We start from the raw sequence: 20969 nt of genomic DNA, 5'->3' as shown, positions 1-20969 counted from the left end.
AACATTAAAAAGCCGGCGCCCTGTCGGGCGCCGGCACGGCAAGGGGCGAATGAACACCTCAGGCCGATTGCACGGCCGGGATGTTCTCCATCAGCTTCTCCTTGTGGATCGGCAGGTCCCGGATGCGCTTGCCGGTGGCGTGATACACCGCATTGGCCACCGCCGCCGCCATGCCGGTAATCCCGATTTCGCCGATGCCGCGGGCGCCGAATTCGTTGAATTCAAGATCAGGATAGTCGAGCAGGATCACATCGACCTCCGGCGGCTGGTCGGCATGCACCGGCACCACGTACTCGGCGTAGTTGTTGTTCACCGGGCGGGCGTTGCGCGCGTCATAGTCGGTGGCCTCGAAATGGGCCATGCCCAGCCCCATGACGATGGCGCCCTCGACCTGGTTGCGCGCCGTCATCGAGTTGATGACGCGGCCGACATCGATGGCGCTGACCACGCGGGAGACGCGCAGGTTCGAGATGCCCGGGTCCCAGCGCACCTCGACAAAGTGGGCGCCAAAGGAGCGATAGGAGTAGCGGTCATCGGCGCCGGTCGTTTGGGCGTGACCGTCGGCGCTGGCGAGCTTCTGGCCCTTCAGGATGTCAACGTAGTCCACGCCCTGCCCATCATGGGTCAGCCGGCCGTTGTCGAATACGAGGCTGTCACTATCGCTGTCGACGTCGGCAAAGTCGCCCTGCTCGCTGGTGGCGTAGCCCTTGAGCTCCTTGATCGCCTCGCGAGTGGCCGCCGCGACCGCCGGCAGCGTGGTGGCCGTCACCCAGGAGCCGCCGGAGACCGGCCCCCTGGGGTAGCTGGTATCCCCCAGCCGCACGGTGATCTTCTCCAGCGGCAGGCCGGTAATGTCGCTCACCGCCTGGGCCACGATCGTGTAGGTACCGGTACCGATGTCCTGGGTGGCACAGGTGACATAGGCCGTGCCGTCGGCGCGCAGCGAGACCCGCGCCTCGCACTCGCGCTTGATCGCCTCCCAGTTGCACGCCGCCATGCCGTAGCCGACGATCTCGTGACCGTCTCGCATCGAGCCGACTTCCGGGTTGCGGTCATGCCAGCCGAACTTCTCGGCGGCCTGCTCGGTGGCCTCGCGGATGTGGTTGCTGGAAAACTCCAGATCCTGGCTCTCGTCGCGATCGGCGTAGTTGTTCATGCGAAACTCGAGCGGATCCACACCGGCCTCATGGGCCATCTCGTCGATCGCCGATTCCAGCGCAAACAGCCCCGGCGCCGCACCCGGGGCGCGCATCGAGGTGGGCGTGCCGCGATTGACCCGGGTGGTCTCGTGGCTGACCGTCAGGTTGGGGCACGAATAGAGGCTCTTGGTGACGCTGCCGCAGGTCTCGACGTACTGATCGGTAAACGAGGTGGTGTTGATCGACTCGTGACGCAGCGACATCAGCCGGCCGTTGTCGTCGGTGGCCAGGCGCATGCGCTGGCGCGTCTCCGGACGATGCCCGGTGGTGGTGAACATCTGCTGACGCGGCACCACCAGCTGCACCGGACGGCCGGTCTCGCGCGCGGCCGCAGAGGCGGCCACGGCGTGCGGCCACATCCAGAGCTTGGCGCCAAAGCCCGAGCCGATAAAGGGCGATTCCACCCGGATATGTGACGGCGGGATGCCAAATATTTTTGACAGCGCGCCGCGCTGCTGCACCACGCCCTGGGAGGATTCGAAAATGGTCAGGCGATCGCCTTCCCAGCTCGCCACCGAGGCGTGCATCTCCATCGGGTTGTGGGTCTCGACCGGCGTGGTGTAGGTCACATCGATGCTGTGGGCGGCGCCATCGAAGTTGCCGGCCGCATCGCCGCGCTCGTGATTGCCACTGCCGGACCGTGTGCCGTGGGCCTTGACGCCCTGATCCAGATTGGCGATGGCATTGCCGTCTTCCTGGTAGCTCACGCCCACCTTGTGCGCCGCGGCGCGGGCATTTTCAAAGGTGTCCGCCACCACCAGGGCCACGAACTGGCCCTCGTAATGGACCTTGTTGTCCTCAAACGGCAGGCGGGTCTCCTCGACCTTGTTGCCCTGGGCCATCGAGGCCGGCGAGCGGTGCAGCTCGGGAAAGTGATCGTGATGGAAGATATCGATCACCCCGGGGGACTGACGCGCCGCCTCCAGATCGAGCCCGGTAATGGTGCCGCGGGCAATGGTACTGAAGACCCCGTAGCCCCAGGCCATGTTGTCGGGATGATGGTCGGCGGCGTAGGGGGCAGCGCCGGTCACCTTGCGCCGGCCGTCGATGCGCCTGGGACCGGCGCCAATGATGCTGTCACTCATGACGTGCTCCTGTCTGATCAGACCTTCAGGCGGTCAGGGTGGTGAGATTGCGCACAACGGCCTGCTGACCCAGCGGCACCTTGAAGGCGTTGTGCTCATAAGGCGTGGCGCCCTGCAGGGCGATCTCGGCGGCCTTCTGGAAATTCGCCTCGCTGGCCTGCTGGCCCTTGAGGGCCTGTTCCGCCTCATGGGCGCGCCAGGGTTTGGTGCCCACACCGCCCAGCGCCACGCGAGCCTCCCGAATGGTGTCACCGTCCAGGCGGACGATCACGGCACTCGAGGCCAGCGCGAACTGGTAGGAGGCGCGATCGCGCAGCTTGAGATAGCCCGAGCGGCTGTTGTCGAGCGGCGCGTCCAGCGTCACGTGGGTGATCAGCTCGCCCGGCTTCAGGTTGTGCTCGCGCTCGGGGGTATCGCCGGGCAGCAGGTGGAAATCGAGAAAGTCGATCTCGCGCTGGCCCTCCGGGCCTTCGACGGTCACCGTGGCGCCGATGGCGGCCATCGCCACACACATGTCCGAGGGATGGGTGGCGATGCAGTGCTCGCTGGTGCCCAGCACGGCGTGCACGCTGCGGTTGTGGCCTTCGATGGCGGCACAGCCCGAGCCCGGCTCGCGCTTGTTGCAGTTCGACACCCCATCGCGGAAGTACGGGCAGCGCACGCGCTGCATGACGTTGCCGGCGGTGGTGGCCTTGTTGCGCAGCTGCGTGGTGGCCCCTGACAGCAGCGCCTCGCTGAGTACGGCGTAGTCGCGCTGGATGCGCTCATTGCGGGCCAGCGCGGTGTTGGTCACCAGCGCGCCAATACGGGTGCGGCCGTCATCGAGCGTCTCGATGTCATTAAGCTCGAGGCGGTTGATGTCGACCACCTGATCGGGGCGCATGATGTCGATCTTGACCAGATCCAGCAGCGTGGTGCCGCCGGCCAGATAGGCGGCCTGATCAACGCCACCGTGGCTCGACACCGCCTGATCGGTGCTGTCGGCGCGTGCATAGTCGAATTCGCGCATCAGCTCGCTCCTTCCATCTTGCCGCGGGCGTCCTGCACGGCGGCCAGAATGTTCTTGTAGGCGCCGCAGCGGCAGATGTTGCCGCTCATCGCCTCGCGCACCGAGGCATCATCACTGCCAATGTTGTCATCATTGAGAATGGCCACGGCGCTCATGATCTGTCCCGAGGTGCAGTAGCCGCACTGGTAGGCGTCGTGTTCCCAGAAGGCGGCCTGCACCGGATGCAGCTCGTCCCCGTTGGAAAGCCCCTCGATGGTAGTCACACGGTCACCATCGTGAGAGACCGCCAGCGACAGGCAGGAGTTGATTGCCGTGTCATTGACCAGCAGCGTACAGGCGCCGCACTGGCCCTGATCGCAGCCCTTTTTGGTGCCGGTCAACTCGAGACGGTTACGCAGCACATCAAGCAGCACCGCGTTGGGGGTGACGTTCAGGGTGTGTTCCACGCCGTTGACGGTAAGCTGAATCTGCTGCTCGCCCTCGGCGGGCGCGCCATCCTCCTGCGGCTCGACGGGGTCACCCTGTTGCTGCTGACCGGCCTGGGCAATCTGTGCCCAGGCCGGCGCCGTGGCGGCCGCCAGGCCCGAGGCCCCCATGGATTTGAGAAAACGTCGTCGGGAAGGCGATCGGGCATCGAAGGTCTCGACGCCCGAGTCACCGTTGTCACGGTGATCACTCATGTATCACTCCTCATTGCCACAGGGCGTGCGCACTCGCTGGCGCCCTGCATTGTCACGGTCGGTATGGACATCGGTGGTGCCGGCCACCGATGGCGGCGCTCGAGGCGCTCTATAAGATCGGGAAATATCAGCGATTGCCGGACAACTCGTTTGCCGGCGAACGGTATCAGCCTGGCCCGGGGTCGAGACAATTGCCAGTGGCGCGTGGCCCCTTTCAGCCCTTGTTCAGAGGGTCTGGTCGCAGAACGGGCCTCATGAAAAGGGCCGGCCTTCGCCATGAAGACCGGCCCTGTCCCGTCAAAAAAGCAGGCCCGCGATCAGGCGGACAGCAGCTTCTCGATCGAGATCGGCATATCGCGGAAGCGCTTGCCGGTGGCGTTATAGACCGCGTTGGAGATGGCGGCCGCCACCCCGGTCAGGCCGATCTCGCCCACGCCACGTGCGCCGAAGGCGTTGTGGCGATAGTCCGGGTAGTCGAGCAGTTCGACGTCGACCTGCGGCATGTCGGCGTTCACCGGCAGAATGTAGTCCGCCAGGTTGTTGTTGTAGGGATAGCCGCTGTGATCGAACTCGGCCTGCTCGAACAGGCCCATGCCAAGTCCCATGACGATGCCGCCCTCGACCTGGTTGCGCGCGGTTTTTGGATTGATGGCGCGACCGATATCGATGGTCGACACCACCCGCGCCACGCGCAGCCGCGAAATGCCCGGATCCCAGCGCACTTCCACGAACACGGCGCCAAAGGAGCGGAAGCTGTACTGGTTCTGCTCATCGCCGGGCTGGGCAGACGCCTCGCCGTCGATCAGCCCCAGCTGGTTGTCCTTGAGCAGCTGCGTGATCTCGATGCTGCGATCACCGTTGACCAGCTTGCCATTGCGGAGTTCGATGCTGTCGGAGTCGACGTTTTCAAACACGCCGCCTTCGGCCGTGGCCAGCGACTTGAGCTGCGACAGCGCCTCGTCAAAGGCCGCCGAGACGGCCGGCAGCACGGTGGATGTCGCCATCGACCCGCCGGAGAGCGGCCCCGACGGCAGCTGCGAATCCCCCAGCCGCACATCGACCATTTCGATGGGAACGCCGGTCAGCTCGCTGGCCGTCTGCGCCACGATCGTATAGGTGCCGGTGCCGATATCCTGCGTACCGCAGGCCACCAGCAGCGAGCCGTCGGCACGAAAGCCAAAGCGCGCGCTGCAGTGCTGGCGCATGGCTTCCCAGCTCTGGGTCGCCATGCCGTAGCCGATGATCTCGTCGCCGTCCGTCATCGCCCCGGGCGTGGGATTGCGCTTGTCCCAGCCAAAGCGCTGGGCCGCGTTATCCCAGCACTCCTTGAGATGGTTGCTCGACCAGGACAGGCCGGACGCCGGATCGACGTCAGCAAAGTTTTTCTTCCTGAGTTCCAGCGGGTCCATCTCGAGCTTGACCGCCAGCTCATCCATGGCGGTTTCCAGCGCAAAGTTGCCGGAGGCCTCGCCGGGGGCGCGCATCGGACACGGCGGGCACTTGTTGACGGTGACCAGCCGGTTGGTCACGGCCACGTTACCGCCACAGTCATACATCTTGGGCGTGGCGCCGCTGACGGTGTCATCGTGCTTGCCGGTCGGCGAGCTTTCGTTGCAGCCGTCGTGATGGATGGAGAGCAGCTTGCCGCTGTCATCGGCGCCCAGACGCACCCGCTGCAGCGAGGTGGGGCGGTAGCCGGTGGCCAGATACTCCTGCTGGCGTGACAGCACTGTCTTGACCGGGCGGCCCAGGCGACGTGCCGCCACGGCGGTCATGATGGCGTGCGGCCACATGAAGAGCTTGCTGCCGAAACCGGAGCCGATGAAGTGCGAGATGACCGTCACCTTCTCGGGCGGAATGCCGAAGATCTTCGACAGCGCGTTGCGCTGAAAGACCACGCCCTGAGAGGACTCATAGATGGTCAGCATGTCGTTTTCCCACTGCGCCACCGAGGCGTGCATCTCCATGACGCTGTGGTTTTCCTGGGCGATCGAGTAGCGCTGATCGAGTCTGACGCTGGCCGACTCGAACGATGCATCGGCATCGCCCAGCGAGGAGGCGTCACCCGGCTGCTCGTCGCCGGGCAGTTCGCCCTCGCCACGATCCAGCGCCTTGATGTCGGTCAGGATCTCGTCGTTTTGCTCGTAGGTGGCCCGGACCCTTCGCGCCGCGGCGCGGGCGTGGTTCAGGGTATCGGCCACCACCAGCGCAATATACTGGCCCTGATAGTGAATCTCGTTGTCTTCAAACGGCAGGCGCGGCTCGCTGGTCAGGTTCTCGTCGGCGAAGCTGTTGGGCGAACGGCTGAGCTCATCGAAGTTGTCGTGATGGAAGATATCCAGCACGCCCGGCATCGCCAGCGCCTCGTCGAGTTCCAGCGACACCAGCCGGCCGCTGGTGATCGTGCTGGTGACCGGGTAGCCCCAGGTCTGGTTGGGCAGATGACGGTCGGCGGCGTAGTCGGCGCCGCCGGTCAGCTTGAGCGTGCCGTCAATGCGCGGCTTCTCGGCGCTTAAATTGTATTCGCGGGTCTTTCCGGTATCGGTGGTCATGTGATCTCTCCCTGATCAGGCGCGCGCGGCAGCGGCGGCGTCCCTGAGCGCACGCGCGACGGCCTGCTTGCCCAGCGTGATCTTGTAGCCGTTGTGGCTGTAGGCCACGGCATCATTGAAGGCGGCATCGGCGGCACGCTCGAAATTCTCCTGCGTGGCCGGCTGGCCCCGGAGCGCCTCTTCGGCGGCGGTGGCGCGCCAGGGTTTGGTCGCCACGCCACCGAGCGCCAGACGCACGTCGCTGACGGTGTCGCCGTCCAGGTCGACGATGGCAGCACAGGAAGCGAGCGCAAACTCATAGGAGGCGCGATCGCGCAGCTTGAGATAGTGCTGACCGCCGCCGCGCGGGGCATCGAGAATCACGTGAGTGATCAGCTCGCCCGGTTTCAGGTCGTGCTCGCGCTCGGGCGTGTCCCCCGGCAGCAGGTGATAGTCTTCAAAGGCCACTTCGCGCTGACCGTCGGGACCTTCCAGTACCAGGGTGGCACCGGCCGCGACCATGCCGACACACATGTCGGAGGGGTGCGTGGCGATGCACTGATCGCTGGTGCCCAGCACGGCGTGATTGCGGTTGATGCCGTCGATGGCCGAGCAGCCCGAGCCCGGTTCCCGCTTGTTGCACGGCATGTCCGGGTCGCGGAAGTAGGGGCAGCGGGTGCGCTGCATGACGTTGCCGCCGGTCGAGGCCATGTTGCGCAGCCCGGTCGAGGCACCGGAGAGCAGCGCCTCGCTGAGCACCGGGTAGTCGCGCATCACGATCTCGTGTTTGGCAAGCTCGGTGTTGGAGACCAGGGCGCCCACCTTGAGGCGGCCGTCATCGAGCGTCTCGATGCGCTTGAGCGGCAGACGGGTGACATCCACCACCTTTTCGGGCTGCATGACATCGAGCTTGACCAGATCCAGCAGCGTGGTGCCACCGGCAATAAAGGCCTCGCCCTCATGGACGTTGCGATGGCTGACGGCCTGATCGATGGCCTCGACGCTTTCGAGTTCGAACGCTCGCATGTTATTCCCCTTTTCGCATCTTGCCGCGGGCATCCTGTACCGCATCAAGAATGTTCTTGTAGGCACCGCAGCGGCAGATGTTGCCGCTCAATGCTTCGCGCAGCGAGACCTCGTCACCATCGATGCTGTCGTCGTTGATGACGGCGGCGGCAGTCATCATCTGACCGGCCGTGCAGTAGCCGCACTGGTAGGCATCGTGGGCGAGAAACGCGTCCTGCACCGGGTGATGGCCCTGCTCGAAGCCGGCGCTTTCGGCCAGCCCCTCGATGGTGACGATCTCGGCGCCTTCCTGCATGCAGGCCAGCATCAGGCAGCTGTTGACGCTGCGGCCGTTGACATGAACGGTGCAGGCGCCGCACTGGCCGTGGTCACAGCCCTTTTTGGTGCCGAAAAGTCCCAGTTGTTCGCGCAGCACATCCAGCAGCACGGCGTTGGGTGCCACCTGCAGGTCATGCTGTTGACCGTTGACGGTCAGGGTGATTCGGCGGGTTTCGGAATTCCTGCCGGCGGCAGCGCCGGGACGTTCAGCGATTTCTGCCTGGGCGCCGGGCGTGCAGAACCCCACGCCCGTCGAATGACGGATAACAGGTGCCATGAGTCAGGTCCTCATCGGTAGTCTTGTACGGTCGTTACATCATCGCGATCACTTCGGTGCCGGGCGGGCGGATCGCGCTTTTCGGTATTGGATTGATAAATCATGTTCGGGACCGCCGTCCATGGAGAGCGGCCGGGGCGCCATGATGCGTGCCATGGGCCTTATTACGTGCTGTCAGGAGCTAATAAGGTAGGTAACGAATGTCACACCATCAAGGTGATCGCCCCCTGCGGTATGACAGGGGCCTGCCATCATGCTCAAACGCTTAAATGGCGGTAAGGGACCAATGATTGATTCCTGATCGCCGGTCGTAAATATACAATCGCGCATGTATGCATTATTGTGCGCCCGCTGGCGTGAAAGCCCTGTCCGCGCGGCACAGCTTATCCATGACAGGTTTAACGTCGAGACGACGTCCATGCGAAAGACCAAGGAAGAAGCGGAACTGACCCGCCAGTCGCTGATGAATGCCGCCGAGCATCTTTTCATCGAAAAGGGGCTCAGCCGCACCACGCACAACGACATTGCCACGCGCGCCGGCGTGACCCGCGGCGCGCTGAACTGGCATTTCCCGGAAGGCAAGACCGGTATTCTGGCCGCCCTGCTGGAGCGCAAGCGTCAGATGACCGAACGCCTGGCCGCCCATCTGGCGCAGTGCGAACAGCGTGCTCATGCCCCGGTGTCCATTCTGCACCTGACGCTGGTGCAGGATCTCGAATCGCTGTCGCGCGACAGCCGACTGCAGCGCATCCTGATGCTGACCTCATCACGCAATGAGTTCATCGGCGAATTTGCCTGGGTCAACCATCAGCTCGACCTCCATATGCAGGAGTGTCGTGACATGATCAGCCAGACCTTTCAGCGCGGTGTGGCCAGCGGCGAGATCGCCCTGCGCAATGAGCTGACGCCCGAGATGGCCGCCTCCATGCTGCTCTCCTGCATCAAGGGTGTGGTAACGGACTGGCTGTTAAAACAGACGCTTTTCGAACTCGCCACCGACAGTCATCAGGTGGTCAACACGCTGCTCGAAAGCGTGGTGATCTGGAAAAAGAAAGCGTGGTGATCTGAAAAAGGAAGCCCCGTCTCCCTGACGGGGCCCTGCGGCGTTTTTCCCGATATTTTTGTTATCTATTCTAACGAATGCAATCGTTTCAGGCCGCTTTTTCTGACCATGAACATCCCCCCCCCTTTTTCGGCGTTGAAGCGCTCATCAGGCAACTTTTGCCGGACCACCTTTGAAAAACCAGCATTTATTAATCTGCATCATGCCTGATCCCTTCATAACAAAAATACACACGTCTCCCCGACTACATGGCGCATCTGTTTTCTTGATTTCTGTCCTTGCCAATCTATTGTTTCAGTGTAGTGAGCGAACGGAACAGGATGCAGGTGCCGCACCGTTCGGCATTAATGATTCAGGTTAATTTTCTGGCTTATAAGGACACATCATGAGCGACACGGACGAACGTTTCATGCATGGCGACAACCGTCAGCAGGACAGTGGCGGATCACGGGACAACGACCAGGCACGCCAGAACCGGGAACAGGCGCAGCAAAAGGCAAAGGAAACGGCCGACCAGGCCCGCGAGGAAGCCCTGCGCCGCGCCGACAGCCAGAAGGGTTTTGTCGCCGACTACATCTCGAACTTCTCGGAAGCCGTGCGCAGCATGGCCATGCAGTTCAAGGATCAGGACCAGGTCTCGCTGGCCGACTACACCTACCGCCTGGCGGAAAGGACCGACACGCTGGCGGATCATCTGCGCGATGAAAACAGCGAATCCCTGCTGAAGCAGGCGCAGGACTTTTCCCGTCGCGAGCCGGCACTGTTCATCGGTGGCATGGTCGCCGGCGGCTTTTTGCTGTCGCGCTTTCTGAAAAGTTCCAATCGCTGATCCCCCTGTCCGACCCGTGCGACAGGCACCTTATTTTTTAGTGTTCGAATCAACAGGGAGCGTTCGATCATGACACAACCTTCAGGTCACAAGGACCCCGGCATCGACGAGCGCCAGAGCGCCGACGACAACGGCGACGCGCCGCGCGGCATGGTGGGGATGCTCTCCTCGCTGCTCAATGATGTCACCTCACTGGTCCGCCAGGAGATCGCGCTCGGCAAGGCCGAGATGCAGCAGAACATCAAGCGCGCCGGGGCGGCCATCGCCTCCATGGTCGTGGCAGGCGCTGTCCTCAATGCGGGGCTTCTGGTGCTGCTGGCCGCTGCCGTACTGGGTCTCAGCAACGTGCTGGCCCCCTGGCTGTCGGCCCTGATCGTGGGCGCCGTCGTGGCGCTTATCGGCATGAGCATGATGAAAAAGGCGCGTAATACCCTGAGCACCCAGGCCATGACGCCGGATCGCACTGCCGAAAACCTGCAGCGCGATCAGTCCATGCTCAAGGAACACGCCAGCAGCCACAAGGAAGAGGAGACAACACGATGAGCGACCAGGACCAGAATCAGGACCAGCAGGATACGCGCAGTCCCGAAGAGATCGAGGCCGATATCAACAAGACCCGCTCTCACCTTGATGACACGCTCAGCGATTTTCAGGAGCGTTTTTCGTCCGACCACATGATGCACAGCGCCATGGAATACGTGAAAAGCGACTCCGCCCGGGATTACTTCTCCAATCTGGGGCGTTCAATACGCGATAACCCGATGCCGGCAGCCCTGATCGGTGTGGGCGTCGGCTGGCTGATCTATTCCGGCAACTCAAGCAGCGGCCGTAATGATGTACCGAGCCATCTCAACGACAAGCGTCAGAAGCGGGCCCGTCATGCGGCCGCCGAAACCACGCCGCAGACCCACGAGTATGACGAGCTCTACGACGAGCCGCTCTTTGATGAGCCGCTCTACAGCGAAGGCGAGTCGGTGGATCGGTACTACTCGAGCCAGCAGCAGGAAGGTGGCATGCGCCAGCGCGCCAGCGATGCCGTGCACGGTGCCGGAGACAGGGCACGCAGCATGAAGGATGGCGCCGGAGAGCGGGCCCACAACCTGAAAAGTGGTGCCGGCGATCGGATGCAGCGCATGAAACAGGGCTCCAGCGATCGCCTTCACGGTGCCTCTTCGAAAGCGCGCGACACCGGCTCCTGGCTGAGCGACATGGCTCATGACAACCCGGTGGCCGCCGGCGCGCTGGGACTGGCGGCAGGCGCCCTGCTGGGCTCGCTGCTGCCCGCCTCGCGCGCCGAGCAGCGCGCCATGGGTGACACCCGTGACCAGCTGGTCGACCGGGCCAGCGAAGTGGGCTCGGAGAAGATGGAACAGGCCAGCGAAAAGGCGCAGGAGAGTGCTGACAAAAAGATGTCCGATGACAATGGTTCGAGCAGCCAGCGCGGTCGGACGTCTTCGGACAGCGGCGACAGCGAACCGCGCTCTGGCAGCACCTCAACGGATCACGTGCCGGGCAATACCCGCTCCGGCCTATAGGCCTTCAAGAGGTCTTTCGACCCTCGAGGTCATGCCATCAAAAACGACGCCCCTCGGGGCGTCGTTTTTTTGCGCCACTGCCGGGCGTACCGGCAGGACCGGTTCTAGAACAGCATAAAGACCACGTAGGCCAGCCCGAAGCCCAGCACCGACTCCAGCGCCTGCTGGGTCGTCCATACCTTGAGCGTGGTTTTCACATCCATGCCCATGAGCCGGCCGACCAGCCAGAAGCCCGAGTCGTTGACATGGCCTGCAAAAACGGAGCCGGCCGCCGTGGCCAGCGTAATGGCCACCACCTGCATGGTCGAGAAATCGCCGGCCTCCACGGCAGGCGCCATCAGCCCGGCTGCCGTGACCAGCGCCACCGTGGCCGAGCCCTGGGCCACACGCAGCAGTACCGCCACGACATAGACGGCCATGATGACCGACAGGCCCAGATTTTCGAGCGAGCCCGACAGCGCATCACCGATGCCCGAGGCGCGCAGTACCCCGCCAAACATGCCGCCGGCGCCGGTAATCAGCACCACCGAACAGATCGGCCCCAGCGCCGAATCCAGCACCTTTTCAAGCGCCGTACTCGACCGGCCGCGGCGACCGCCCAGCACCCACAGCGCGACCAGCACCGAGATCAAAAGCGCAATCGGCGTCTCGCCCAGCGCCGAGCCGAGCTTGAACCAGCCGGCATCGCTGTCGGCCATGCCGGCGGCACGCAAAAAGTCCAGCCCGGTATTCATGAAGATCAGCGCCATCGGCAGCAGCAGCATGGCCAGCACCGCACCGATCGAGGGCGGGTTGGTGATCTCCTCTTCATCGTCGCTGTCGCCGAACATGCCGCCGGCCACCTGCTCGAGCTTGATCCGCGAGGCGGCAAACCGGCTCCAGAGATAGCCCGACAGATACCACAGCGGAAAGGCGATCAGCACTCCGGTCAGCATCACCAGCCCCAGATTGGCGCCGTACAGCTCGGAAGCGGCTACCGGCCCCGGGTGCGGTGGCACAAAGACGTGCATGACCGAGAAAGCCGCCGCCGCCGGCAGTGCAAAGGGCACAATGGGGCCGTTGAGACGTTTGGCAATGGCGAAGATGACCGGCAGCATCACGATCAGACCGGCATCCATGAAGATGGGAAAGCCCATCAACAGCGACGCCACGCCGAGCGCAAAGGGCGCTCGCTTTTCACCGAAGATCGCGATCATGCGATCGGCCAGTACCTTCGCCCCGCCGGAGGACTCCACCAGCTTGCCGAGCATCGCCCCCAGCCCGATCAGAAGGGCCACCGAGCCCAGGGTATCGCCGAAGTTGTTCACCAGCGTCGGCACGATCCGATCAACGGGAATGCCGGCGGCAAAGGCGGTCAGCAGACTGACGAGAATCAGGGTGACAAAGGCGTGCACCCTGAACTTGATGACCATGAGCAACAGCACGGCAATCGCGGCGGCTGCAATGCCCAGCAGCGGCCCTGCCGACATGGTCTGACTCCAGTTTTCCATCCTCTCTCCCTGAGGGCTGCCCGGGCAGTGCGCGGGGGTATTCAATGGTTTTTTCATCAAGGATCGAGCGATCCACCTCGGCCCCTCAACGGGCGAAAAGTCTAGGGATCACCGCAGCCGCTGCCAAACCCTTTTGCGTATTTCATTGATACAGCATGGTTTACACGCAAAAACCCCCGGTCGGCGCCGGGGGCATGGTTCGTACGGCACGACTCTGCCGGGGACGCGGTTTATACGAAGCCGACCACCTCATGGGGCACGTAGGGCGCCTCGAGCTGTTCGATCTCGGCCTCGCTCAGCGTGATGTCGAGTGCGCCAAGCGCCTGATCCATGTGATGGGACTTGCTGGCCCCCACGATCGGCGCGGTAATGCCCGGCTTTTGCAGCAGCCAGGCCAGCGCGATCTGGGCCGGCGATACATTCCGCGCGCCGGCCACCGCATGCAGCGCCTCGATCACCGGCGTGTCGCGCTCAAGGCCCAGCTTCCAGGCGCGCATCTGCTCATCGCTTTTGGCGCGGGTGGTCTGCCCCTCGCCACCGACCGGCTTGCTGCCGGCCAGAACACCGCGCGCCAGCGGGCTCCAGGGAATCACGCCCACGCCCTGATCCAGACACTGCGGAATCATCTCGCGCTCTTCCTCGCGATAGATGAGATTGACCATTGGCTGCATGGTGGAAAATTTCGTCCAGCCGTTTTTCTCCGCCACGCGCTGGGCTTTCGCAAACTGCCAGGCGTGCATGCTGGAGGCGCCGATATAGCGCGCCTTGCCGGCCTTCACGACCTCGTGCAGCGCCTCCATCGTCTCCTCGATGGGCGTGTCGTAGTCCCAGCGGTGGGTCTGATAGAGATCCACGTAGTCCATGCCCAGACGGGTGAGCGAGGCGTCGATGGCGTGGTGGATGTGCTTGCGCGACAGCCCCTGCTCGTTGGGCGTTTTATTGCCGGTGGGGTTATAGACCTTGGTGGCCAGCACCACCTCCTCGCGGCGGGCAAAATCCCTCAGCGCCCGTCCCACGACCTCTTCGGAGGCGCCGTCGGAGTACATGTCGGCGGTATCGAAAAAGTTGATGCCAGCGTTGAGCGCCTGCTCGATAAAGGGCCGGCTCTGTCGATCGTCCAGCACCCAGTCGCGCCACTGCGGCGTGCCGTAAGTCATGGTGCCCAGGCACAGCGGTGACACCTTCAGCCCGGTGCGGCCCAGATTGCGATAGTCCATGAAACGCGCTCCCTGTCTGTCATGACGACCGGCGGATGCCGCCGCCATTGAAATTAGTCGACTAACAGCATGGCAAGGATTGCGTGTCTGACAAGCCATGGATGCCATTGGTGCGGCCTATAAAAAAGCAAGGACGCGCCGGGCGCGTCCTTGCTATCCAGGGGCATTCCCCGAAGGCTCTACCGGTCCGACACGTCAGGGATTCGCCAGCACCTCGGGGTTAACAATGTTGCGCGGCTGCCTGCCGGCGAGCACATCGATGGCGTTCTGCGCCGAGCGCGCCTTGAGCTCGACGTAGGACTCCTCGGTATAGAACGCGGCGTGCGGCGTGAGAATGACACGCTCGAACCGGGTCAGCGGATGCCCCACGGCCAGCGGCTCCTCTTCCAGCACGTCAAGACCGACGCCCAACAGGCGGCCCTGCGACAGCGCCTCGACCAGCGCGTCGGTATCCACCACGCCACCGCGGGCCGTGTTGAGCAAAATGGCATCGTCACGCATCGCCGCCAGCGCGTCGGCATCGATCAGGTGATGCGTCTGCCCGGTCAGCGGCAGGTGCAGCGACACCACCTGTGACGAAGCCAGCAGCTCATCGAAGGACACCACCGCCCAGCCCTCGGACGTGGTCTCCCCCGGCGTCAGCCGCGGATCACACAGCACCACCTCAAAGCCCAGCCCGGCCGCCTTGCGCGCCGTGGCCATGCCGATGGCACCGGCGCCGACCACGCCGAAACGCCGGCCGCGCAGCTGAAAGATGGGTTTGGCCGGCCCCAGCCCCGGCGCGCCCTGACGCAGCCGGCGATCCAGCCCGGTGATATCGCGCTGCACGGCCAGGGCCAGGGTGATGGCGTGATCGGAGACTGCCTCGATGCCGTAGTCCGGCACGTTGCACACCGCCACGCCGTGGCGGGTGGCCGCCTCGATGTCGACGGTATCCATGCCCACCCCGTTGCGGGACACCACGCGCAGCCCGGGCAGCGCCGAAAACACCGCCTCGGTGATACGGCCGTACTGCACGATCAGCCCCTGGGCGTCACGGGCATTGTCAATGATGCCCTCGGGCGTGGCGTCCTGACACAGGGTCAGGCGACCGCCGGCGGCTTCGACACGTTCGCGCTCGATATCAATGCTGTCATGATCACAATCGGTAAAGACAATATGCATCTCATCAGCCTCCTGCAGGGTTTGTGTCAACAAGTGTGGCTCAATCCTGCGACCAGAGACTGACCAGCACCTTGCCGGAGACCTGGGCATCCTTCGCCGTGGCAAAGGCGTCGATGGCCTGACCGGCCGGCACTTCATGGGTGATGATTTGATCGAAGCGATCATCGCGGGCGAGCAGCTCGATGGCCTCATCCACTTCCTGATTGAAGCGGAAGCAGCCGCGCAGCTGAATCTCCTTCGAGATCAGCGTGGCCAGCTCCAGCGGCTGGGCGCCGGCGCCCATCATGCCGATCTGGGCGATGACGCCGGCCCGGCGCACGGCGCGAATGGCGGTGTCAATCGAGGCCGGCACGCCGGAACACTCCAGCGCCACATCGTAGGCTTCCGGCTCGGGCGTCTGCTCGCCGATGCGAATGGTGTGATGAACCCCGAGCCCGCGGGCGCGCTCGAGCGGGCCTTCAAAGACGTCGGTGGCGGTGACTTCACGGGCACCCTTGGCAAGTGCCGCAGCCGCGGTCAAAAGCCCGATCGGGCCCGAGCCGCACACCAGCACCCGCTTGCCTTCCACGCCGCCGGCCACGTTGATGCCGTGCAGCGCCACGGCCAGCGGCTCGGTCAGCGCGGCGCGCTTGAGCGACAGCCCTTCGGGCAGCACGCGAATCATGCCCCGCGTGACCACCAGGTATTCGCTCATACCGCCCTGGGTGTGGGGCGTGGTGGAGGCCGAACCCAGATAGGCGCCCTTCGGCCACAGGTGCGGATGTTCTTCAAGGCCCGGCTGGCTTTCGCCGAAGGTGGCCGGATGGAAGGTCACCGGCGTGCCCGGCGCCAGCTCACCGGAGGGGTCGAGATCGACGGTGCCCGAGAGTTCATGGCCCGGAATCAGGGGTTCACGTACCACAAAGGCACCGTTGGCCCCTTCATGGTAGTAATGCAGATCGGAGCCACAGATGCCGCCCCAGGCAATACGCACGCGCACCTGTCCGTCCTGCGGCTCGGGCGTGGCCCACTCCTGCTCGCGCAGATCCTGCTTGCCATGAATGACCAGTGCTTTCATCGTTGCGCTCCGTTACGGCATAAGAAAAAACGCCAGGGGGACGAAGGCCCCTGGCGGGAAGGCTCAGACCACCGAGGTCATGCCACCGTCCACAAAGATGTTCTGTCCGGAGACAAAGCTCGAGGCGTCCGAGCAGAGATAGAGCAGCGTGCCCACCAGCTCCTGGACATTGCCCCAGCGCTGCGCCGGCGTGCGGTTCTCGACCCAGCTGTTGAACGCCTCGTCCTGCCACAGCGCGGTGTTCATGTCGGTCTTGAAATAGCCCGGCGAGATGCAGTTGACCTGGATGTCAAAGCGCGCCAGATCCGCCGCCATGCCCTTGGTCAGCATCGCGACACCGCCCTTGGAGGCTGTATAGGGCACGATGGTCTGGCGCGCCAGCATCGACTGTACCGAACCGATATTGACGATCTTGCCGCGGCCGCGCTCGGCCATGTGGCGCGCCAGCGCGTTGGAGACATAGAAGGCGCTGGAGAGGTTGGTCGCCAGTACCGCGTCCCAGTCGTCCGGCTCGAACTCGGTAAACGGCGCACGGCGCTGAAGACCGGCGTTATTGACCAGGATATCCGGCACGCCGTGGGCCTCGACCAGCTCATTCAGCGCCGTTTTGACGTCCTCGCTGCGCGTGACATCAAAGGTCACCCCGAACGCCTCGGCACCGGTGGCATCAACAATGGCCTGCACGGCCTGGTTGACGGTGTCGTCACTGCGTCCATGAACGATGACGCGGGCGCCCTGCTCGGCCAGCCCGCGGGCCAGCGCAAAGCCCAGCCCCCGCGACGAGCCGGTAATCAGCGCCAATCGTCCCTGGATGTCAAACGGGTTAACCGCCATGAAAAACGTCCTTTAGAAAATGATGAACATGATGTAGGCCAGAATGAAGCCGACCACGGATTCAATGGTCTGCTGCACGGTCCAGGTCTTGAGCGTGGTGCGTACATCCATGCCCAGCAGTCGTCCGACCAGCCAGAAGCCCGAATCGTTGACGTGACCGGCAAACACCGAACCGGCGGCGGTGGCCAGGGTGACCGCGATGACCTGCATGGTGCTGTAATCACCCGCCGACAGGGCCGGCGCCATGAGCCCGGCGGCCGTCACCAGCGCTACGGTGGCCGAGCCCTGGGCCAGACGCATGGCCACGGCCACCACATAGGCGGCCACGATGACCGGCAGCCCCAGATCACCCAGTGAGTCCGCCAGCGCATCGCCGATGCCCGAGGCACGCAGCACGCCGCCGAACATGCCGCCGGCACCGGTAATCAGCACCACCGAGCAGATCGGGCCCAGCGAGCTTTCCAGAATCTTCTCGATGGCGCTGCCGTTTTCACCGCGACGTGTGCCCAGCACGATGGTGGCCACCAGCACCGAGATCAGAAGCGCAATCGGCGTACTGCCCAGCGTCGACAGTACCTGAAACCAGGTCTGGTCGGCATCGGCCATGCCGGCGGCGCGCAGGAAATCCAGACCGGTGTTCATGAAGATCAGCACCAGCGGCAGCAGCAGCATGCTGATGACGGTGCCGACTGCCGGCGGATTGCTGATCTCGTCATCGTCGGCCTTGCCGAAGAAACTCTCGGCCAGCTGAAAGCTGTAGTGCTTCGCGCAGAACTTGCCCCACAGATAGCCGGAGAGATACCACATGGGCAGAACAACCACGAGACCGGCCAGCATCAGGACACCCAGATTGGCGCCATAAAGCTCCGACGCCGTGACCGGCCCCGGATGCGGCGGCACGAACACGTGCATGACGGAGAAGGCTGCGGCCGTGGGAATGGCATAAAGAAGAATCGGCCCACCCAGACGCCGCGCCACGGCGAAGACGATCGGCAGCATCACGATCAGGCCGGCATCAAAGAAGATGGGGAAGCCCATCAGCAGCGAGGCCACACCGAGTGCCAGCGGGGCCCGCTTTTCACCGAACACCCCGATCATGCGATCGGCCAGTACTCGCGCACCGCCGGAATTTTCCACCAGCCGGCCCAGCATGGCGCCGAGACCGACCAGCAGCGCCACCGCCCCCAGGGTATTGCCGAAATTGTTGACCAGCGTCGGCACGATCTGATCGACCGGAATGCCGGTGGCAAAGGCCGTCACCAGACTCACCAGGATCAGGGCCAGAAAGGCGTGCAGCTTGAAGCGAATTACCAGTATCAGCAGTGCTGCGATGGCTGCCGCAGCAATCCCCAGCAGGGGCCCTGCTGTCATCGTCTGTGTCCAATCATCCATTGCGACATCCCCTTGATCGTTCTTGTAACGGCCGCGAGAGCCGAGCCCGAGGCATCTTACAGGAGGGGACCCCGCCCGGAATCAGACTTAAGTCTATAGACTGAAGGACAATACCGCAGCGGCACAACCCGGGGGGCGGTCAGCGCTTGAACGCGTCGAAAAGCTCGTCACCCATTGTCGGACACCAGCGACCCAGTACCGCGGCGATGGCCACCCCCAGCAGGGTCAGCAGCGGCGGCCCCCACTCAAGCGTTACCGCCGAGGAGAGATAGAGGTACAAAAAGAAAAGCATCATGACCGCCCCGCCGATCACGGCGCCGGAGCGACGACCGGCAATGACGATCGAGGCCAGTACCCCCAGTGCCGGAATGGCCACGGACAGGATACTGATTCTCGTGCCCTGCTGTGTGGTGGCGACATACTCGTTGACCAGACTCATCCCCACCTGCCACAGCAGCATGTAGACCGCGACCGGGGCGACCATGGCACCGCTGAGTCGTCCCAAAAATCCCAGGGCGGCACCAGGGTCCTGATTGTTGCCGTGATGATCGGCCATGGCTGCCTCGCTTGCTCGTTCGCTTGAAGAGTAAAGGGTGAAGGAAACTGCGACCTTATTAGACCATCGTCCCTTGAACACGTTAAGCCCGCCCGGTCCCCCGGGCGCCGCTCCCCGATCGGAAGCGGCGCCTGGAGCCGACAGGCACGTCCGGACACTCAGCGCCGGGCGATGATCTCCTGCCATTTGGCCGGTCCCAGCGTGTGCACGCTGTCGCCACGGCTGTCCACGGCCACCGTCACCGGCATGTCCTGAACGTCGAACTCGTAGATCGCTTCCATGCCAAGATCTTCAAAGGCCAGCACCTTCGAGCCCTTGATCGCCTGCGCCACCAGATAGGCGGCACCGCCGACGGCCATCAGATAGGCCGCGCCGTTGTCGCGAATCGCCTCGATCGCGCTCGGGCCGCGCTCGGACTTGCCCACCATGCCCAGAAGGCTGGTCTCTTCCAGAATGGTGCGGGTGAACTTGTCCATGCGTGTGGCGGTGGTCGGCCCGGCCGGCCCCACGACCTCGCCGTCCATCGGATCGACCGGGCCGACGTAATAGATGAAGCGGCCCTTGAGATCGACCGGCAGCGGCTCGCCCTTCGAGATCATGTCGACCATGCGCTTGTGCGCCGCATCGCGCCCGGTCAGCAGCTTGCCGGAGAGCAGCAGCGTCTCGCCCGGCGACCAGGTGGCGACCTCTTCCGGCGTGATGGCGTCGAGATCGACGCGCCTGACGCCCTCGCCCGCCTCCCAGGCGATTTCCGGCCAGTCATCGATGGCCGGCACCGGCAGGGTCGCCGGGCCGCTGCCGTCGAGATGAAAGTGCACGTGGCGAGTAGCCGCGCAGTTGGGGATGATCGCCACCGGCTTGTTGGCGGCATGCGTCGGACAGTCCTTGACCTTGATGTCCAGCACCGTGGTCAGCCCGCCCAGCCCCTGGGCGCCGATGCCGAGGCGATTGACCTTCTCGAAGAGTTCCAGACGCAGTTCCTCGGCCCGGTTTCCTGCCCCGCGGGCCTGCAGGTCCTGAATGTCGATGGGGTCGAGCAGCGACTCCTTGGCCATCTTCATCGCCTGCTCGGCGGTGCCGCCGATGCCGATGCCCAGCATGCCCGGCGGGCACCAGCCGGCCCCCATCTTCGGCACCTGCTCGAGCACCCAGTCCACCACGCTGTCGGAGGGGTTGAGCATGGCGAACTTCGACTTCGCCTCGCTGCCGCCGCCCTTGGCGGCCACGTGAATCTCGACCTGATCGCCGGGGACCAACCGGTGATGGATGATCGCCGGGGTATTGTCCTTCGTGTTGCGCCGCGCACCGTCCGGATCTTCCAGAATCGAGGCGCGCAGGATGTTGTCCGGATGATTGTAGGCCCGACGCACGCCCTCGTTGATCATGTCATCCAGACTCATGTCGGCGTCCCACTGCACGTTCATGCCGACATTGATGAACACGGTGACAATCCCGGTGTCCTGACAGATGGGACGATGACCGGTGGCGCACATGCGCGAGTTGATCAGGATCTGGGCGATGGCATCACGCGCCGCGGGGTTCTCCTCGCGCTGATACGCCTGATGCATGGCGTCGATGAAATCCTTCGGGTGGTAGTAGGAGATGTACTGCAGCGCATCGGTGACGCTGTCGATCAGGTCGTTCTGGCGAATCACGGTCATGACGTGTTGTTTCCTGTTCCTTTCGATTCTCAAGCGACGCATTGTT

18 protein-coding genes are annotated in these 20969 nt (G+C 63.9%); 4 read left to right on the top strand and 14 right to left on the bottom strand.

Features of this window, described 5'->3' with window-relative positions; genetic code table 11:
* Window positions 1–58 precede the first annotated feature (58 nt).
* The 6 genes from M1D97_RS02895 to M1D97_RS02870 form a co-directional block, all read right to left on the bottom strand.
* Window positions 59–2284 carry a xanthine dehydrogenase family protein molybdopterin-binding subunit gene (locus M1D97_RS02895; RefSeq protein ID WP_456269251.1) on the bottom strand — a complete coding sequence of 742 codons (2226 nt, stop codon included), beginning with the start codon at window positions 2282–2284 and terminating at the stop codon, window positions 59–61.
* A gap of 25 nt (window positions 2285–2309) precedes the next feature.
* Window positions 2310–3293: an FAD binding domain-containing protein gene (locus M1D97_RS02890; protein ID WP_456269250.1), complete on the bottom strand. Its 984-nt coding sequence runs from the start codon at window positions 3291–3293 to the stop codon at window positions 2310–2312.
* Window positions 3293–3973: a (2Fe-2S)-binding protein gene (locus M1D97_RS02885; RefSeq protein ID WP_456269249.1), complete on the bottom strand. Its 681-nt coding sequence runs from the start codon at window positions 3971–3973 to the stop codon at window positions 3293–3295. Before M1D97_RS02885 ends, M1D97_RS02890 begins: the two co-directional genes overlap by 1 nt.
* Before the next feature lie 317 nt (window positions 3974–4290).
* Window positions 4291–6525, bottom strand: coding sequence for a xanthine dehydrogenase family protein molybdopterin-binding subunit (locus M1D97_RS02880; RefSeq protein ID WP_456269248.1), 2235 nt, complete (start codon window positions 6523–6525; stop codon window positions 4291–4293).
* A gap of 15 nt (window positions 6526–6540) precedes the next feature.
* Window positions 6541–7530 carry an FAD binding domain-containing protein gene (locus M1D97_RS02875; protein ID WP_456269247.1) on the bottom strand — a complete coding sequence of 330 codons (990 nt, stop codon included), beginning with the start codon at window positions 7528–7530 and terminating at the stop codon, window positions 6541–6543.
* Window position 7531: 1 nt separating this feature from the next.
* Window positions 7532–8125, bottom strand: a complete 594-nt coding sequence (locus M1D97_RS02870; protein WP_456269246.1) for a (2Fe-2S)-binding protein — start codon at window positions 8123–8125, stop codon at window positions 7532–7534.
* Window positions 8126–8543: 418 nt separating this feature from the next.
* On the opposite strand from M1D97_RS02870, the gene M1D97_RS02865 reads away from it, so the two are divergent.
* The 4 genes from M1D97_RS02865 to M1D97_RS02850 all read left to right on the top strand — a co-directional run bounded on the left by M1D97_RS02865 (window position 8544) and on the right by M1D97_RS02850 (window position 11552).
* Window positions 8544–9188 (top strand): TetR family transcriptional regulator, encoded by a 645-nt coding sequence (locus tag M1D97_RS02865; protein WP_456269245.1) that lies wholly within the window; start codon window positions 8544–8546, stop codon window positions 9186–9188.
* A 385-nt stretch (window positions 9189–9573) separates the two neighbouring features.
* Window positions 9574–10017, top strand: a complete 444-nt coding sequence (locus M1D97_RS02860) for a hypothetical protein (protein ID WP_456269244.1) — start codon at window positions 9574–9576, stop codon at window positions 10015–10017.
* A 69-nt stretch (window positions 10018–10086) separates the two neighbouring features.
* A complete protein-coding gene (locus M1D97_RS02855; RefSeq protein ID WP_456269243.1) occupies window positions 10087–10560 on the top strand; it encodes a phage holin family protein in 474 nt (157 codons plus the stop codon).
* Window positions 10557–11552: a DUF3618 domain-containing protein gene (locus M1D97_RS02850; protein ID WP_456269242.1), complete on the top strand. Its 996-nt coding sequence runs from the start codon at window positions 10557–10559 to the stop codon at window positions 11550–11552. Before M1D97_RS02855 ends, M1D97_RS02850 begins: the two co-directional genes overlap by 4 nt.
* A gap of 104 nt (window positions 11553–11656) precedes the next feature.
* Here the strand turns inward: M1D97_RS02850 and M1D97_RS02845 are convergent, their stop codons facing one another.
* The 8 genes from M1D97_RS02845 to M1D97_RS02810 form a co-directional block, all read right to left on the bottom strand.
* Window positions 11657–13042 (bottom strand): GntP family permease, encoded by a 1386-nt coding sequence (locus tag M1D97_RS02845; protein ID WP_456269241.1) that lies wholly within the window; start codon window positions 13040–13042, stop codon window positions 11657–11659.
* A gap of 230 nt (window positions 13043–13272) precedes the next feature.
* The gene (locus M1D97_RS02840) at window positions 13273–14259 is read right to left on the bottom strand and encodes an aldo/keto reductase (protein ID WP_456269240.1); all 987 of its coding nucleotides are present in this window, start codon (window positions 14257–14259) and stop codon (window positions 13273–13275) included.
* Between the two features lie 195 nt (window positions 14260–14454).
* A complete protein-coding gene (locus M1D97_RS02835; RefSeq protein WP_456269239.1) occupies window positions 14455–15456 on the bottom strand; it encodes a C-terminal binding protein in 1002 nt (333 codons plus the stop codon).
* Window positions 15457–15463: 7 nt separating this feature from the next.
* Window positions 15464–16480 (bottom strand): L-idonate 5-dehydrogenase, encoded by a 1017-nt coding sequence (locus tag M1D97_RS02830; RefSeq protein ID WP_456269238.1) that lies wholly within the window; start codon window positions 16478–16480, stop codon window positions 15464–15466.
* 63 nt (window positions 16481–16543) lie between these two features.
* Entirely contained in the window at window positions 16544–17314 is a 771-nt protein-coding gene (locus tag M1D97_RS02825; protein ID WP_456269237.1) for a glucose 1-dehydrogenase, read from the bottom strand.
* Window positions 17315–17326: 12 nt separating this feature from the next.
* The gene (locus M1D97_RS02820) at window positions 17327–18685 is read right to left on the bottom strand and encodes a GntP family permease (RefSeq protein ID WP_456269236.1); all 1359 of its coding nucleotides are present in this window, start codon (window positions 18683–18685) and stop codon (window positions 17327–17329) included.
* Window positions 18686–18845: 160 nt separating this feature from the next.
* Complete coding sequence (locus tag M1D97_RS02815) at window positions 18846–19262, bottom strand: hypothetical protein (protein WP_456269235.1); 417 nt, start codon at window positions 19260–19262, stop codon at window positions 18846–18848.
* Window positions 19263–19420: 158 nt separating this feature from the next.
* The gene (locus M1D97_RS02810) at window positions 19421–20923 is read right to left on the bottom strand and encodes a fumarate hydratase (protein ID WP_456269234.1); all 1503 of its coding nucleotides are present in this window, start codon (window positions 20921–20923) and stop codon (window positions 19421–19423) included.
* Window positions 20924–20969: the final 46 nt, after the last annotated feature.

The organism is Kushneria sp. AK178 (assembly GCF_053903105.1).
This window is presented reverse-complemented; position numbering and strand designations above follow the sequence as displayed.

Coding starts and splice junctions, on each gene's coding strand:
- M1D97_RS02895 (WP_456269251.1), bottom strand. CDS start 2,284: ATGAGTGACAGCATCATTGGCGCCGGTCCCAGGCGCATCGACGGCCGG.
- M1D97_RS02890 (WP_456269250.1), bottom strand. CDS start 3,293: ATGCGCGAATTCGACTATGCACGCGCCGACAGCACCGATCAGGCGGTG.
- M1D97_RS02885 (WP_456269249.1), bottom strand. CDS start 3,973: ATGAGTGATCACCGTGACAACGGTGACTCGGGCGTCGAGACCTTCGAT.
- M1D97_RS02880 (WP_456269248.1), bottom strand. CDS start 6,525: ATGACCACCGATACCGGAAAGACCCGCGAATACAATTTAAGCGCCGAG.
- M1D97_RS02875 (WP_456269247.1), bottom strand. CDS start 7,530: ATGCGAGCGTTCGAACTCGAAAGCGTCGAGGCCATCGATCAGGCCGTC.
- M1D97_RS02870 (WP_456269246.1), bottom strand. CDS start 8,125: ATGGCACCTGTTATCCGTCATTCGACGGGCGTGGGGTTCTGCACGCCC.
- M1D97_RS02865 (WP_456269245.1), top strand. CDS start 8,544: ATGCGAAAGACCAAGGAAGAAGCGGAACTGACCCGCCAGTCGCTGATG.
- M1D97_RS02860 (WP_456269244.1), top strand. CDS start 9,574: ATGAGCGACACGGACGAACGTTTCATGCATGGCGACAACCGTCAGCAG.
- M1D97_RS02855 (WP_456269243.1), top strand. CDS start 10,087: ATGACACAACCTTCAGGTCACAAGGACCCCGGCATCGACGAGCGCCAG.
- M1D97_RS02850 (WP_456269242.1), top strand. CDS start 10,557: ATGAGCGACCAGGACCAGAATCAGGACCAGCAGGATACGCGCAGTCCC.
- M1D97_RS02845 (WP_456269241.1), bottom strand. CDS start 13,042: ATGGAAAACTGGAGTCAGACCATGTCGGCAGGGCCGCTGCTGGGCATT.
- M1D97_RS02840 (WP_456269240.1), bottom strand. CDS start 14,259: ATGGACTATCGCAATCTGGGCCGCACCGGGCTGAAGGTGTCACCGCTG.
- M1D97_RS02830 (WP_456269238.1), bottom strand. CDS start 16,480: ATGAAAGCACTGGTCATTCATGGCAAGCAGGATCTGCGCGAGCAGGAG.
- M1D97_RS02825 (WP_456269237.1), bottom strand. CDS start 17,314: ATGGCGGTTAACCCGTTTGACATCCAGGGACGATTGGCGCTGATTACC.
- M1D97_RS02820 (WP_456269236.1), bottom strand. CDS start 18,685: ATGACAGCAGGGCCCCTGCTGGGGATTGCTGCGGCAGCCATCGCAGCA.
- M1D97_RS02815 (WP_456269235.1), bottom strand. CDS start 19,262: ATGGCCGATCATCACGGCAACAATCAGGACCCTGGTGCCGCCCTGGGA.
- M1D97_RS02810 (WP_456269234.1), bottom strand. CDS start 20,923: ATGACCGTGATTCGCCAGAACGACCTGATCGACAGCGTCACCGATGCG.